Raw genomic sequence first — 14,659 nt, forward strand, 5'->3', positions numbered from 1 at the left:
CCATGCACAACACGCACCGCAGAACCTTTCTTCAGTCCGCCGCAGCCCTGGGGCTCGCGGGACTTTCGGCGCCGCTCATCGCTGCGGCGAAGATCAAGCCGGCGGCCAACGCGGCCCTGATCGTGGTCGATGTGCAGAACTGCTTCGTCGACGGCGGGACGCTGCCGGTCAAGGGCGGGGCCGAGGTGGTGCCGGTGATCAACAAGCTCTCCACGGCCTTCGAGAACATCGTCGTCACGCAGGACTGGCACACGCAGGGCCACGCCTCCTTCGCGAGCGCGCATCCGGGCCAGAAACCCTTCAGCAGCATCAAGTTGGCCTACGGCAACCAGGTGCTGTGGCCCGACCACTGCGTGCAGGGCACGGACGACGCGGCGCTGCACAAGGACCTCAAGCTGCCGACCGCGCAGGTGATCATCCGCAAGGGCTTCCACAAGGGCGTCGACAGCTACTCGGCCTTCGAGGAGGCCGACCGCAAGACCGCGACCGGCCTGGCCGGCTACCTCAAGCAGCGCGGCATCAAGACGGTGTTCGTGAGCGGCCTGGCCACCGACTTCTGCGTCGCCTGGACCGCGCTCGATGCGCGCAAGCACGGCTTCGAGGCCTACGTGATCGAGGACGCGACCCGCGCCATCGACCTCAACGGCTCGCTGGCCGCGGCCTGGAAGCAGATGGCGGCCAAGGGCGTCAAGCGCATCCAGTCCACCGACATCGAAGTGGCCTGAGCGATGGCCCGCATCTCCCGACGCGCCGCGGCGGCGTGCTGCGCTGCCGCGCTCGCCTTCTTCTCGACCTTCGCGCACGCCGCCGAAAACGGTGTCACCGACACCAGCATCCGCATCGGCCAATCGGCCGTCTTCAGCGGCGTGGCGCAGGATTTCGGCAACGACTACCGTGCCGGCATCAAGCTCTACTTCGACCGCGTGAACAAGGGCGGTGGCGTCAACGGCCGCAAGATCGCGCTGCTCTCTTACGACGATGCCTACGAGCCCCAGCGCACGGCAGTCAACACGGCCAAGCTGATCGACGAGGACAAGGTGTTCGCGCTGATGGGCTTCGTCGCCACCGGCAACCTGGTGGCGGCCATGCCGCTGGCCGACAAGGCCGGCGTGCCGATGTTCGCGCCGCTGGTGGGCACCACCTCGTTCCGCACCAAGCTCAATCGCAACCTGTTCCATGTGCGCGCGGGCTACGACCTGGAGCTGCGCAAGATCATCAGCCACCTGTCGACCATCGGCATCCACAACATCGCCGTGGTGTTCCAGGACAGCGCCTTCGGCAAGTCGAACCTCGCGACCTGCGAGCAGCTCGCGGCCGAGTACAAGGTCAAGGTGGTGCAGGCGCTGCCGATGGCCATTGCGGCGACCGACGCCAAGGACATCGGCGAGAGCCTGGCCAAGGCGAAGCCCGGCGCGGTGGTGATGATCATGGCCGGGCGCATGAGCGAGGTCTTCATCCGCGACTACCGCGCCGGTGGTGCGGCTGCGCCGCTCTACACGCTCTCGGTCGGCATCACCGACGCGGCCGGTTCGGCACAGCGCCTGGGCGGCAAGCTCGAAGGCCTGGTCACCGCCAGCATCGTGCCGCCGCCGCAGTTGGTGCGCGTGCCGATCGTGGCCGACTACCGGCGCGACCGCGCGGAGTTCGGCGAGAAGATCGACAGCTACACCTCGCTCGAGGGCTATATCGCCGCGCGCGTGTTCGTCGAAGGGCTCAAGCGCGCCGGCCGCCACCTCACGCGCGAGAGCTTCGTCACGGCCCTCGAGAGTCTGGGCGACACGCGCATCGGCGAGTTCCCGGTGGCCTACGGGCCGAAGAACCACAACGGCTCGACCTTCGTCGATCTGGAGATGTACACACGTGACGGACGCCTCCAGCGCTGAGACTTTCGCCCTGCAGGTCAACGGGCGCGCGCACGCGCTCGCGGTGCCGCGCGAGGCATCGCTCCTGCATGTGCTGCGCAACGACCTGGGCCTGAACGGTCCCAAGTACGGCTGCGGCCTGGGCCAGTGCGGCGCCTGCACCGTGTGGGTCGATGGCGTGGCGGCGCGGGCCTGCGTGATTCCGGCGCATGGGGTTGCGGGACGGGCCATCACCACGCTTGAAGGGCTGGGCTCGCGGGAGCAATGGCATCCGGTCCAGCAAGGTTTCGAGGACGCGCAGGCCGCGCAATGCGGCTACTGCTTGAACGGCATGGTGATGCAGGCGGCGGCGCTGCTCGCGCGCGAGCCGCATCCGAGCGATGCGCAGATCAGGAACGAGCTCTCGGGCAACCTGTGCCGTTGCGGCACGCATGTCGAGATCATGGCGGCGGTGCAGCGTGCGGCGCAGCTGATGGTGGCAAAGGACGCCGACTCGTGAGCAACCGCGCCGCCGGGCCGCCCCAAGGCGCGGTAGCCCCCTCGGGGGGCGGCGAGGACACGAGAGTGCCGAGCCTGGGGGCACCATTTCGCGCCGAGCTGGCGCGCAACCGCAGCGACTTCCTCCATGCCGAGGGCGTGCTCGTCGTGGTGCGCGAGACGCCACCCGCGCCGCCGGTCGCCAACGGCCAGCCGGCCACGGTGTCGGGCAATCCCGCGGAAGGGCCCGAGATCCTGCTTGCGTTGTGGGACGACGGCAGCGTGACCGCGCTCAACGGCCATGTCGATCTCGGCACCGGCATCCAGACCGCGCTGTCGCAGATCGTCGCCGAAGAGCTCGATGTGCCGCTGGCGCAGATCCGCATGGTGCTCGGCGACACCGCCCGCGCGCCGAACCAGGGCGCGACCATCGCCAGCGCCTCGCTGCAGATCCATGCCGCGCCCTTGCGGCTCGCGGCGGCGCAGGCACGCGCCTGGCTTCTCGCGCAGGCTTCGGAGCGCTTCGGCGTGCAGCCCTCACTGCTCGCGGTGCGCGAGGGCCGCATCCATGCGGGCGACGACCCCGCGTTCAGCGTCGGCTTCGGCGAGCTGGTGGCGGGCGTGCGCACCGTGCTCCAGCTCGACGGCGGCGCCCGCCTCAAGGATCCGAAGGACTACCGCATCGTCGGCAGCCCGGTGGCGCGCGTCGACATCCCGGCCAAGCTCGCGGGCGAGTTGGTGTTCGTGCACGACATGCGCGCGCCCGGCATGCTGCACGGCCGCGTCGTGCGCCCGCCCTATGCGGGCGCGGACCACGGCGACTACATCGGCAACACGCTCGAATCGGTGGACCAATCCTCGATCGCCCACATCCCCGGCATCCGCGCCGTGGTGGTGATCCGCGACTTCGTCGGCATCGTCGCCGAGCGCGAGGAGCATGCCGAGCAGGCGCTGCGCGAACTGCGCGTGATCTGGAAGCGCTGGCCCGGCCTGCCTTCGCTCGACGATCTCGAAGGCGCGATCCGCGCCAACCCCGCCACGCAGCGCCTGCTGGTCGACGAAGGTGATGTCGAGGGCGCGCTCGCCCGTGCAGCCGAGTCGATGCCGCGCACCTACGTCTGGCCCTACCAGATGCACGCATCGATCGGCCCCTCGTGCGCGCTCGCGCATTGGCAACCCGAAGGCGAAGGCGGCGATGTGCAACTGCGCGTGTGGGCCGGCTCGCAGAACCCGCATGTGCTGCGCGCGGATCTGGCCAAGCTCATGGGCGTGGACGATGTCGCGGTCGATGTGGTGCGCATGGAGGCGGCCGGCTGCTATGGGCGCAACGGCGCCGACGACGTCGCGGCCGATGCCGCGCTGCTCGCGCGCGCGGCCGGCGTGCCGGTGCGGGTGCAGCTCACGCGCGAGCAGGAGCATGCGTGGGAGCCCAAGGGTGCCGCGCAGCTGATGCAGGTGAAGGGCGGGATCGATGCCGAAGGCGGCGTTGCGGCTTACGACTTCGAGACCTCGTACCCGTCGAACGGCGCGCCCACGCTGGCGCTCTTGCTCACCCGCACCATCGAGCCTGCGGCCCAGGCCTTCGAGATGGGCGACCGCACCGCGCGCCCGCCCTATGCGTACGGCAACCTGCGCGTCAAGGTCAACGACATGGCGCCGATCGTGCGCGCCTCGTGGCTGCGCGGCGTGTCGGCGCTGCCGAGCTCCTTCGCGCACGAGTCCTACGTCGACGAACTGGCCACCGCGGCCGGCGTCGACCCGGTCGCGTTCCGCCTGCGCCACCTGAACGATCCGCGCGCGGCCGAACTGGTGCGCGAGACCGCGCAGAAGGCCGGCTGGCGCATGCGCACCGGGCCGCAGGAGGATGCCGACGGCGGCCTCGGACCCGGTGGCGACGTGCTCTTCGGGCAAGGCTTCGCCTACGCGCGCTACGTGCACAGCAAGTGGCCGGGCTTCGGCGCGGCATGGTCGGCCTGGGTGGCCGATGTCGAAGTCAACCGCAAGACCGGCGAGGTGCACGTGCGCCGCGTGGTGGTGGGGCACGACGCGGGGCTGATGGTCAATCCGGCCGGGGTCGAACACCAGATCCACGGCAACGTGATCCAGACCACGAGCCGCGCGTTGAAGGAGCGCGTGCAGTTCGTGCCGCAGAGCGCGCCCAACCCGGGCGTGGTCGCGAGCCGCGAATGGGGCAGCTACCCGATCGTCAATTTCCGCGACGTGCCGGTGATCGAGGTCATGCACATGCAGCGGCCCGGCGAGCCGCCGCTCGGAGCGGGCGAGTCGTCCTCGGTGCCTGGCACGGCGGCGATCGCAAATGCGATCTTCGATGCGACGGGGGTGCGGTTCAGGGCGCCGCCGTTCACGCCGGAAGTGGTGCGTGCTGCGCTGAACCCGTCTTCACTCCCTCCCCCTTTTGGGGAGGGTGGGGGTGGGGGCAACCCAGCGTTCGATGGTGGCGTCGTCGTGCCCCCATCCCAGCCTTCCCCCAGAGGGGGAAGGAGCAAGGCAGCCAGTGCGATCGCCCTCGTCATCGGCGGCCTCGGCGTCATCGCCGGCCTCATGGGCTGGCGCTCGACGATCGCCCCCGTCACCCTCAGCGCCCCCGTCTACAGCCAATCCACCATCGAACGCGGCCGCACGCTCGCCGCCATCGGCGACTGCGCCGTCTGCCACACCGCGCCGGGCGGAACGCCCAACGCCGGCGGCCGTGCGATGGAGACGCCCTTCGGCACCATCTACACCACCAACCTCACGCCTGATGCCGAGACCGGCCTGGGCCGCTGGTCCTTCAGCGCCTTCCAGCGCGCGATGCGCGAGGGCATCTCGCGCGACGGCCACCATCTCTACCCGGCCTTCCCCTACACCGCCTTCGCGAAGACCAGCGACGACGACCTGCAGGCGCTCTATGCCTACTTCATGTCGCTGCCCGCGGTGCGCGCGCCCACGCCGGAGGCGGGGCTCAAGTTCCCCTTCGGCCTGCGGCCGCTGATGGCAGGCTGGAACGCGCTCTTCCACGATCCGGCGCCAATGCAGCCGGCGTCGCAGCAAAGCGCCGAATGGAACCGCGGCGCCTACCTCGTCAACGGCCTGGGCCACTGCGGCGCCTGCCACACGCCGCGCAATGCGCTCGGCGCGGAGCAGGGCGGCAGCGCTTTTCTTTCGGGCGCGATGGTCGAGGGCTGGGAAGCGCCGGCGCTCACCAGCCTCTCGAAGGCGGCTGTGCCCTGGAACGCCGAGGCGCTCTATCGCTACCTGCGCAACGGCCACAGCCCGCGGCACGGCATGGCCGGTGGCCCGATGGCCGAGGTGGTGCGCGAGTTGGCGGCAGTGCCTGATGACGACATCCGCGCGATGGCCACTTACCTCGCTTCTTTCAATCCGGCCGCCAGCGATGCCGAAGCGAGCGCGCAGGCGCAGCGCGCGGTCGCCGCCGCGGCCGCCGGCCAGGGCCAGTTGCTAGGCTCCGCCCAGCGCATGTTCGACGGCGCCTGCGCCGCCTGCCACCACGACGGCAACGGGCCGACCCTGCTGGGCGTGAACACGCCGCTCGCGCTCAACAGCAATCTCACGAGCGAGCGGCCGGACAACCTGCTGCGCACCATCCTCGACGGCGTGCGCGAGCCGGCCTCGCGTGAGATCGGTTTCATGCCGGCCTTCGGCGAAGCGCTCGACGATGCGCAGATCGCCGAGCTGGCCGGCTACATGCGCGCGCGCTTCGCGCCGCAGGCTACAGCCTGGAAAGACCTGCCGCAGAGCGTCGCGCGCGTGCGCGCGGCGGGGCAGGCCCACACGGCACGCTGACAGTCCCGTACGATCGCCCATGCAGAGGCCGGCTCATCGGCCCGTTCATTCTGGAGACCTTGCATGCCCCCGATCCTCTCGCCCGCCACCAGCCTGCCTCGCGATGCCGAGCGCGCCACCCTGATCGGACGCCTCTGGCAGCCCGGGCTCGGGCCGACGCTGGTGGCCGTGCACGAAGGCGGCCTGCACGACCTCACGCGCATCGCGCCCACCGCGAGCCACTTGCTCGAGCTCGACGATGCCGTGGGTGCCGTGCAGCAGGGCCTGCGCGACAACATCACGCCCCGCATCGCCGCGCTCGACGCGGTGCTGGCCAACAGCGACGAGGCCGGGCGCGATCCCGGCCAGCCCTGGCTGCTCGCGCCCTGCGATCTGCAGGCCGTCAAGGCCAGCGGCGTGACCTTCGTCGCCAGCCTGCTGGAGCGCGTGATCGAGGAGCAGTCGCGCGGCGATGCGTCCAAGGCCGAAGCCATCCGCGCCGCGCTCGGCGGCGTGCTCGGCGACAACCTCGCGGGCATCGTGCCCGGCTCGCCGCAGGCGGCGCAGGTCAAGGAGGTGCTGATCGCGCAGGGCGCTTGGTCGCAGTACCTCGAGGTCGGCATCGGCCCCGATGCCGAGATCTTCACCAAGGCGCCGGTGCTGGCCTCGGTGGGCACCGGCGCCGACATCGGCATCCATTCGGGTTCGGTCTGGAACAACCCCGAGCCCGAGGTGGTGCTTGCGATCAACAGCCGCGGCCAGACGCTGGGCGCCGCCTTGGGCAACGACGTCAACCTGCGCGACTTCGAAGGCCGCAGCGCGCTGCTGCTCGGCAAGGCCAAGGACAACAACGCTTCGTGCGCGATCGGCCCCTTCATCCGCCTCTTCGATGCCCACTTCGGCATCGACGAGGTGCGCCGCATCACGGTGGCGCTGCGCGTCGCGGGCCCTGAAGGCTTCGTGCTCGAAGGCGAAAGCTCGCTCTCGCTGATCAGCCGCGATCCGCTGGACATCGTGTCGCAGGCGATCGGCCCGCACCATGCCTACCCCGACGGTCTGGTGCTCTTCCTCGGAACCATGTTCGCACCCACGCAGGACCGCCACGGTCCGGGCCAGGGCTTCACCCATGTGGTCGGCGATCGCGTGACCATCTCGGCGCCCGAACTCGGCGCGCTGGAGAACCGCGTCGTGCATTCGGACCAGGCCGCGCGCTGGTCCTTCGGCATCGGTGCGCTGATGCGCAACCTGGCGGGGCGCGGGCTGCTCTGAACAGTGCTGCAGTGATCGGGGCCACCTGCCAGTCTGCAACGGGCACCGAAACGAGGGTGTACGCCGTGACGTACCAGCTAAAGAAGGTGAATTTCAATGGTGCAAGCGTTGTAGGGCCAGCCCAAATGAAGAAGCTGCATTGAATCGAGTGGGCTCGCGTACGCGAGCCCCTGGGGCATTTGGCTGAAGGCGCGCCTCAGGCGTGTGGCTGGCCAATCGGGCAGGGCGGCCGGCCGCGGCGTGGATTGTTTCCGTCGATGGGTTCGAACGCGGTGATGGGTGTTCCGACGTGCCTGGCGCGCCTGGCAGGCCTCGTCAGATGGAGGGGTAGGCCCCGGCACCCATCTCATCCAGCAGTTCGATGACAAGGTCCTCGTGCGCCTGCAGCGGCTGTGAACTGCCATCGTCGACGACGTCCGACGGGTTCATCCGATCGCCGAAGAGCATGATCACCTCGCACTGGTTGTCCCGCTTGGACATCCACCGCAATCCTTGGGCGTCCGGCATGTTCTGCCAAATCCATAGCGCCCATTCCTGGGTCCTGGGGTAGTCGTCCTTCTCGCCCTCGAAGAGGTCGATCGGCTTCAGGCCGGCGGCCTGGAGACCCATGGTCGTCATGTTGACCAGCCGGACCGCCGGCGCACGAATGCGGCTCAGGTGAAGGTTGGCGCGGTAGTCGCGCTCAAGGTCATGCAGGTAGCCAGCCGACGGGGAGGGGACGTCGTGCAGGACGATCTCCGCAATGGCTCCGCGCTCACTCTTGGCCGCATAGATCGTCGGAATCGGCTTTTTCGAGACCGGATTGAAAAGGGGGCTGAATCGAGCGTTGCCGGGCCCCGATGCGTTGAAGGCGGCCGGCGCGTACTTCCCCGTGGTTGCGTCGTACGGATGCACGCGATACCAGACTCCAGCCTTATGCGGCAGGGTGCGGAACGAATTTGGCGGAGGAGGCAGGAGAGGTGCTGGGCTAGCCATGCACCGCACCCACCTTGTGGTCTTCCGCGGCGGCCACGACGGCATCCGGGGCGCTCGCAATCACCTCGCGCGGACGCTTTCCGCCCAGGGACGAATTGGTGGACTCGAACCATGCCGCAACCCGGAAGGGCGAATAGTCGTCCAGGACCGCCAGGATCTTCTTGACCGCCGGCAAGGGCTGCCAGGTCGCATCGAAAATGTAGGCTGGGTAGATTTTCTTGCCGCGGTGCTCGATGCCGAAAATGCGCCCGCTCTGCTGCCAGCGGCTCACGGCCGCGTGCGGGTTTGCTGCCTTCGCGTCAAGCCGCTGTCCAATTTCGGCGGCCGAGCTCCACTCGGTGCCCTGCAGGACGGCGTCGATGGCGCGCTTCTCGAGATCGATGCGGGTGGCCGCCGGGCGCCTGGGCTCAACCTCATCCACCAAATCCTGGATCGATTGACGCTCCAGCTCGTTGATCGCCTCGCGCACATGGAGGGTCAGCTTCTTGTCCCCGGGCCCGGTGAGGGTCCGGGAAAGCTCGCTGATGATGAGGCGGCTTGCTTCACGCATGCTGTCGATGCGCGCCACGAGCGCCTGGACGGCATCATGCGGTTCTTTGGCGGAGGTTTGGTTCATGACAGTTCCGTGAGATTCGTGAGTCGATTTTACTCCTCACGTTTCTCGCGCGCAAGAAGCCCTGCCTCCGGGCCGATGGCTCCCGTCGCTCCTGGTGAGCGCGCCCAGCCAGTTTTTTCCCAAATTGTGTTGAGCATCGCCGGCACCCGGAAGCCTCAATCGCGTAGAAAATGGCCCGATGCTGCACAACGTGAATCACGGGAGCACTACCGAAAGAACAGGCGGCTTTCGCAGAGCGCTTCCTGTCCTCGGGACTACTTCGCTACTTGCGGTGGCCATCGATGTACCTGTCGCAGGCGCACGTGGAAGTGCAACGACGGCGTCACGTACTGGCGCTGAAGATTGAGCCGGGGCTCCGCCGGCTCCGGTCAGTCCTGCATCGTCGCCTTTGATTCAAGACGCTTTCGGTGCCCCGTCACGCCGGACCTTCTAGGGGGCGGCGAAACGAAGCACCCGACAGACTTTATTGCCTCCGATCGGCGCGCTTCCTTCACTTCCACATCGGCCAGGCCGACCAGCGTAAAGCTGGGCAGCCCGTTGGCCAGATGCACCTCGACCGTGACACTGGCGGCTTCCAGGCCCAGCAAGGCATGACCTTGCACCAAAGACAAGCTCATTCTTCTCCATTTCCCCAAGATGGTGCGCCCATCTTTTGCTCATTGTTGCAATGTGCACCTGTCCCAGGCCCTTCTCAGTGCGGAACGGTCGGTTTGGCACGCTCCCTGCTTTGAGATGGCTTCCATTCCATTCCAAAACCTCCGAGGAGTCTCTCGATGATGCACCGTAAAACCGCCTCTGCCCTGGCCGTTGTCTCGCTGGCTGCCATGCCCCTGATCGCGAGCGCCCAGCTCACAGGCAACGTTGCGCTCACCAGCAACTACAAGTTCCGCGGTCAGGATCAGGACGTGCTCGGTAGCAACGGCTTCGCCAAGACCAAGGGCTTCAAGCCCGCCATCCAGGGCGGCTTCGACTACGCCTTCGGCGAGAGCGGCTTCTACGTCGGCAACTGGAACTCCAGCGTCAACTGGCTCGCCGGCAACGACATCGAGAGCGACATCTATGGCGGCTACAAGTTCAAGGCCGGCGTGTTCGACCTCGACTTCGGCGCGCTCGCCTACGTCTACCCGGGCAACGCCCGCGGCAACACCACCGAGCTCTACGGCGCGGCCACCTATGCCAACGAGGCCATCGGCGCCTTCACCTTCAAGTACTCCCACACCGTCTCGAAGGACTACTTCAACTACGCCGGCGAGCGCGACGGCTCGGGCCTGAAGGGGCGTAACACCGGCTACTTCAATCTCGCCTACACCAAGGAGATCGTGCCCAAGGTCACGCTGAAGGCCGCGCTGGGCTACACGCACATGAGCAGCGACATCCGCAGCCTGGGCTACAAGAGCTACGTCGACTACAACGTGGGCGCTTCCTATGACTTCGGCAACGGCCTGTCGCTGGCCGGCTCGGTGCAGGGCGCCAACAAGAAGAGCTCGTACCTGCTGGTGTCCGGCCCCGACCTGGGCTTCGGCGCACCCACCTGGTCGCCCAACAAGGCGCGCTTCATCGTCACGCTGACCAAGACGCTCTGATCCATACAGCCGCGCAGACCTGTTCCATCCAAAGGAGAAACATCATGAAGCTGGTCACAGCCATCATCAAACCGTTCAAGCTCGACGAGGTGCGCGAAGCGCTCTCGGCGATCGGTGTGCAAGGGATCACCGTGACGGAGGTCAAGGGCTTCGGCCGCCAGAAGGGCCACACCGAGCTCTACCGCGGCGCGGAGTACGTGGTCGATTTCCTGCCGAAGGTCAAGATCGAGGCCGCCGTGGCCGACGAGCTCGTCGAGCGCGTGATCGAAGCCGTCGAAAGCGCCGCACGCACCGGCAAGATCGGCGACGGCAAGATTTTTGTCTACAACCTGGAGCAGGTCGTTCGCATTCGTACCGGAGAAACAGGCCGCGAAGCTCTTTGACTTCAAGGCACGAAAGAAAATCGACATGAAAAAATTGCTCGTCTCTCTCGCGCTCGGCCTGAGCGTGCTCGCTGCCGGCACCGCCGGCTTTGCCCAGACGCCGCCGGCGGCGCCCGCGGCTGAAGCGCCCGCAGCCTCGGCGCCGGCCGCCGCGCCTGCTGCAGCCCCCGCCGCCGCACCGGCCGCGGCCGCACCCGCCGCCGAAGCCGCAGCTGCGCCGGCCGCCGCGCCGGCACCCTCGTTCAACAAGGGCGACACCAGCTGGATGCTGCTGTCCACGCTGCTCGTCATCATGATGACCATCCCCGGCTTGGCGCTGTTCTACGGCGGCCTGGTGCGCAGCAAGAATATGCTGTCGGTGCTGATGCAGGTGATGGTCACCTTCTCGATGATCGTGGTGCTGTGGCTCATCTACGGCTACAGCCTCGCCTTCACCGAGGGCAACTCCTTCATCGGTGGATTCGACCGGCTCTTCATGAAGGGCGTCTTCGATTCGGCCGCCGGCACCTTCGCGCCGGGCGCGACCTTCAGCAAGGGCGTCTATATCCCCGAGCTGCTGTTCGCCGCCTTCCAGGCCACCTTCGCCGGCATCACCTGCTGCCTGATCGTGGGCGCCTTCGCCGAGCGCATCAAGTTCTCGGCCGTGCTGCTCTTCATGGCGCTGTGGTTCACCTTCAGCTACGCGCCGATCGCGCACATGGTCTGGTTCTGGATGGGCCCGGACGCCTATGCCAGCAAGGATGTGGTCGATGCCATGAACGCCAAGGCCGGCCTCCTCTGGCAGTGGGGCGCGCTCGACTTCGCGGGCGGCACCGTGGTGCACATCAACGCCGCCGTCGCCGGCCTGGTCGGCGCCTTCCTGATCGGCAAGCGCATTGGCTACGGCAAGGAATCCTTCACGCCGCATTCGCTCACGCTCACCATGGTCGGCGCCTCGCTGCTGTGGGTCGGCTGGTTCGGCTTCAACGCCGGCTCCGCGCTCGAAGCGGGCACCAGCGCCGTGCTGGCCTTCATGAACACCTTCTCGGCCACTTCCGCTGCCGTGCTCGCATGGTGCATCGGTGAAGCGTTGATGAGGGGCAAGGCCTCGATGCTGGGCGCCGCCTCGGGTGCTGTCGCCGGCCTGGTGGCCATCACGCCGGCCGCCGGCAACGTCGGCCTGATGGGCGCGATCGTGATCGGCTTCGTCGCCGGCTTCGCCTGCCTCTGGGGCGTCAATGGCTTGAAGAAGATGCTCGGCGCGGACGACTCGCTCGACGTGTTCGGCGTCCACGGCGTGGGCGGCATCGTCGGCGCGCTGCTCACCGGCGTGTTCAACACCCAGGCGCTCGGCGGCCCCGGCCTGGTGGGCGACTGGGTCACGGCCAGCGTGGTGTCTAACGGCATCGGCGCCCAGGTCTGGATCCAGCTCAAGGCCGTGCTGCTGACCATCGTGTGGTCTGGCGTGGTGTCCTTCATCGCCTACAAGATCGTCGACCTCACCATCGGTCTGCGCGTGAGCGAGGAAGAAGAGCGCGAAGGCCTCGACATCTCGGCCCACGGCGAAACCGCCTACAACCGCTGAAACGAAACGGATCATTTCAAGCAAGCAAGGTCTCCCTTGGATGTTCGGCCCGCGAGCGCTTCGGCGCGAGCGGGCTTTTTTTCGCCTAAGCTGGCGCCATGTGGACCACGCTCGACGACAGCCTCTGCCAGCTCGGTGAATCCCCGTTCTGGCATCCGCACGAACGCTCGCTCTACTGGCTCGACATTCCGGGCCGCGCCGTGCTGCGAACCCGCGGCGAGATCGGTGGCCACACGGTCGAGCGATGGCGTCTGCCCGCCGAGCCCGGCTGCATGGCGCCGGCTGTGAGCGGCGGCCTGGTGATCGCGCTGCGCGACGGCATCTACCGGGCGGGCGAATGGGGCGGCCCGCTCTCGGTCATCGTGAACGTCGACCATGACGTGCGCACCATGCGCTTCAACGACGGCAAGTGCGACGCATGGGGCCGCTTCTGGGCCGGTACGCTGAACGAGGCCAAGGACCGGCCGAACGCTGCGCTCTACTGTCTCGACGCGCAGAGCGGCGATGCGCCGCAGCTCACGCAGATGGCGAACGAGGTCACCACCGGCAACGGCCTGGCCTTCTCGCTCGATGCCACAACGCTCTACTGGGCCGACACCGCGGCACACCGCGTGCGCGCCTGGGACTGGGCGGCGGAGGCCAATGCACTCTCGCGCCCGCGCGTGTTCCGGCAGTTCGATGCCAAACCCGAGGGCTGGACGCCCGAGTCGCCGCTGCGCTACGAAGGCCGGCCCGACGGCGCCACCATCGACGCCGAGGGCCACTATTGGGTTGCAATGTTCGAGGGCGGCCAACTGCTGCGCTTCGCGCCTTCGGGCGAGCAGGTGGATGCGCTTCCCACACCCGTGCAGTGCCCCACCATGCCTTGCTTCGGCGGCGACGATCTGCGCACGCTCTTCGTCACCAGCGCGCGGCGCGGCCGGCCGACCGACGAGCTCGAACAGCGTCCTGCGTCCGGCCACGTGCTCGCAATGCGCGTGGAAGTGTCAGGACTGCCCGTCCATTTCTTCACTGATTGAAGGGTATTGCGGGCTGTACGATCGGCCGCATGGATCCAGCCCTTCGCCAGATCGTCGAGCGCATCCGCGCCGCAGCCGCCGACGGCGCGCTTTTGCGCATCCGCGGCGGCGGCACCAAGGACTTCTATGGCGAGCCGCCGCAGGGCGAGCCGCTTTCCACCGCCGCGCTGGCGGGCATTACGAGCTACGAGCCGAGCGAGCTGGTCGTCACCGTGCGTGCCGGCACGCCGTTGGCCGAACTCGAAGCCCTGCTTGCGCAGCAGGGCCAATGCCTGCCATTCGAGCCGCCGCATTTCGATGAAGGCGCAACGGTCGGTGGCATGGTCGCGGCGGGCTTGAGCGGCCCGGCGCGGGCCAGCGTCGGTGCGGTGCGCGACTATGTGCTGGGCGCCACCTTGATCAACGGCCGCGCCGAACTGCTCAGCTTCGGCGGCCAGGTCATGAAGAACGTCGCCGGCTACGACGTCTCGCGCGTGCTGGCCGGCTCGCTGGGGACGCTGGGCGTCATCGCCGATGTCAGCCTCAAGGTGCTGCCCGTTCCGCCCGCCGAAGCCACCCTCGCATTCGAATGTAACCAGGCCGATGCGCTGCGCCTGCTCAACGGCTGGGGCGGCCAGCCCTTGCCGCTCAACGCGAGCCGCTGGCTGGAAGAGGGCGATACAGGCCGGCTCTGGCTGCGATTGCGCGGCGCGGTGGCGGCGGTGGCGGCCGCCTGTGCCCACCTCGGCGGAGAGCGGCAAGACCCCGCGCAGGCCCAGGCCGAATGGCAGGCTGCGCGCGATCAACGCCTGCGATGGTTCGGCGCGCGCGCCGCGCGCGATCTGTGGCGCCTGTCGGTGCCGCAGGCCGCACCGGTTCTGGCGCTCGAGGGCTCGCCCCTGATCGAATGGCATGGCGCACAGCGCTGGTATCTGGCGTCGCCCGACGAGGGCCTGAAACTGCGCGCGGCAGCCCACGCGGTCGGCGGGCATGCGACGCTGTTCATGCCCTCGGCCGAGCGTGGCCATCGCGTGCTCGGCCGCTTCGACGCGCTGAGCCCGCCGCTCGCGCGCATTCACCGTGCGCTGATGCGAGAGTTCGACCCCCACGCCGTCTTCGATCGCGCACGGCTCTACCCCGCGGACTGAC

Annotated in this window: 12 protein-coding genes and 1 pseudogene; 10 read left to right on the top strand and 3 right to left on the bottom strand. The window is 68.2% G+C overall.

Features of this window, described 5'->3' with window-relative positions; all coding sequences use genetic code 11:
• The first annotated feature begins 2 nt into the window (after nt 1–2).
• The 5 genes from pncA (at nt 3) to ACSQ9A_RS01590 (ending at nt 7,391) form a co-directional block, all read left to right on the top strand.
• On the top strand, nt 3–725 hold the full coding sequence (pncA, locus tag ACSQ9A_RS01570) for a bifunctional nicotinamidase/pyrazinamidase (protein WP_436302451.1): 723 nt from the start codon (nt 3–5) through the stop codon (nt 723–725).
• Between the two features lie 3 nt (nt 726–728).
• Nucleotides 729–1,883, top strand: a complete 1,155-nt coding sequence (locus tag ACSQ9A_RS01575) for an ABC transporter substrate-binding protein (RefSeq protein ID WP_436302452.1) — start codon at nt 729–731, stop codon at nt 1,881–1,883.
• Nucleotides 1,861–2,361 (top strand): (2Fe-2S)-binding protein, encoded by a 501-nt coding sequence (locus ACSQ9A_RS01580; protein WP_093104332.1) that lies wholly within the window; start codon nt 1,861–1,863, stop codon nt 2,359–2,361. Before ACSQ9A_RS01575 ends, ACSQ9A_RS01580 begins: the two co-directional genes overlap by 23 nt.
• A gap of 65 nt (nt 2,362–2,426) precedes the next feature.
• Nucleotides 2,427–6,143 (top strand): molybdopterin cofactor-binding domain-containing protein, encoded by a 3,717-nt coding sequence (locus tag ACSQ9A_RS01585; protein ID WP_436306235.1) that lies wholly within the window; start codon nt 2,427–2,429, stop codon nt 6,141–6,143.
• A gap of 63 nt (nt 6,144–6,206) precedes the next feature.
• A complete protein-coding gene (locus ACSQ9A_RS01590) occupies nt 6,207–7,391 on the top strand; it encodes a fumarylacetoacetate hydrolase family protein (RefSeq protein WP_436292347.1) in 1,185 nt (394 codons plus the stop codon).
• A gap of 315 nt (nt 7,392–7,706) precedes the next feature.
• On the opposite strand, the gene ACSQ9A_RS01595 is transcribed toward ACSQ9A_RS01590, so the two are convergent.
• From ACSQ9A_RS01595 to ACSQ9A_RS01605, 3 genes and pseudogenes are all read right to left on the bottom strand, one after another.
• Nucleotides 7,707–8,285, bottom strand: coding sequence for an RES family NAD+ phosphorylase (locus ACSQ9A_RS01595; RefSeq protein WP_436302453.1), 579 nt, complete (start codon nt 8,283–8,285; stop codon nt 7,707–7,709).
• Between the two features lie 73 nt (nt 8,286–8,358).
• Nucleotides 8,359–8,982: a hypothetical protein gene (locus ACSQ9A_RS01600; protein ID WP_436302454.1), complete on the bottom strand. Its 624-nt coding sequence runs from the start codon at nt 8,980–8,982 to the stop codon at nt 8,359–8,361.
• Between the two features lie 479 nt (nt 8,983–9,461).
• A pseudogene (locus ACSQ9A_RS01605) lies at nt 9,462–9,599 on the bottom strand (YifB family Mg chelatase-like AAA ATPase); the annotation flags it as partial.
• A 159-nt stretch (nt 9,600–9,758) separates the two neighbouring features.
• Here ACSQ9A_RS01605 and ACSQ9A_RS01610 point away from each other — a divergent pair.
• The 5 genes from ACSQ9A_RS01610 (at nt 9,759) to glcE (ending at nt 14,658) form a co-directional block, all read left to right on the top strand.
• Complete coding sequence (locus tag ACSQ9A_RS01610; protein WP_093104668.1) at nt 9,759–10,565, top strand: TorF family putative porin; 807 nt, start codon at nt 9,759–9,761, stop codon at nt 10,563–10,565.
• 44 nt (nt 10,566–10,609) lie between these two features.
• On the top strand, nt 10,610–10,948 hold the full coding sequence (glnK, locus tag ACSQ9A_RS01615) for a P-II family nitrogen regulator (RefSeq protein WP_093104326.1): 339 nt from the start codon (nt 10,610–10,612) through the stop codon (nt 10,946–10,948).
• A 25-nt stretch (nt 10,949–10,973) separates the two neighbouring features.
• Nucleotides 10,974–12,512 (top strand): ammonium transporter, encoded by a 1,539-nt coding sequence (locus ACSQ9A_RS01620; protein ID WP_170855537.1) that lies wholly within the window; start codon nt 10,974–10,976, stop codon nt 12,510–12,512.
• Nucleotides 12,513–12,610: 98 nt separating this feature from the next.
• Nucleotides 12,611–13,531: an SMP-30/gluconolactonase/LRE family protein gene (locus ACSQ9A_RS01625; RefSeq protein ID WP_436302455.1), complete on the top strand. Its 921-nt coding sequence runs from the start codon at nt 12,611–12,613 to the stop codon at nt 13,529–13,531.
• Nucleotides 13,532–13,560: 29 nt separating this feature from the next.
• Entirely contained in the window at nt 13,561–14,658 is a 1,098-nt protein-coding gene (gene glcE / locus ACSQ9A_RS01630) for a glycolate oxidase subunit GlcE (RefSeq protein WP_436302456.1), read from the top strand.
• Nucleotide 14,659 lies beyond the last annotated feature (1 nt).

It is taken from the genome of Variovorax sp. LjRoot290 (assembly GCF_964253985.1).
Lineage (GTDB): Bacteria > Pseudomonadota > Gammaproteobacteria > Burkholderiales > Burkholderiaceae_C > Variovorax.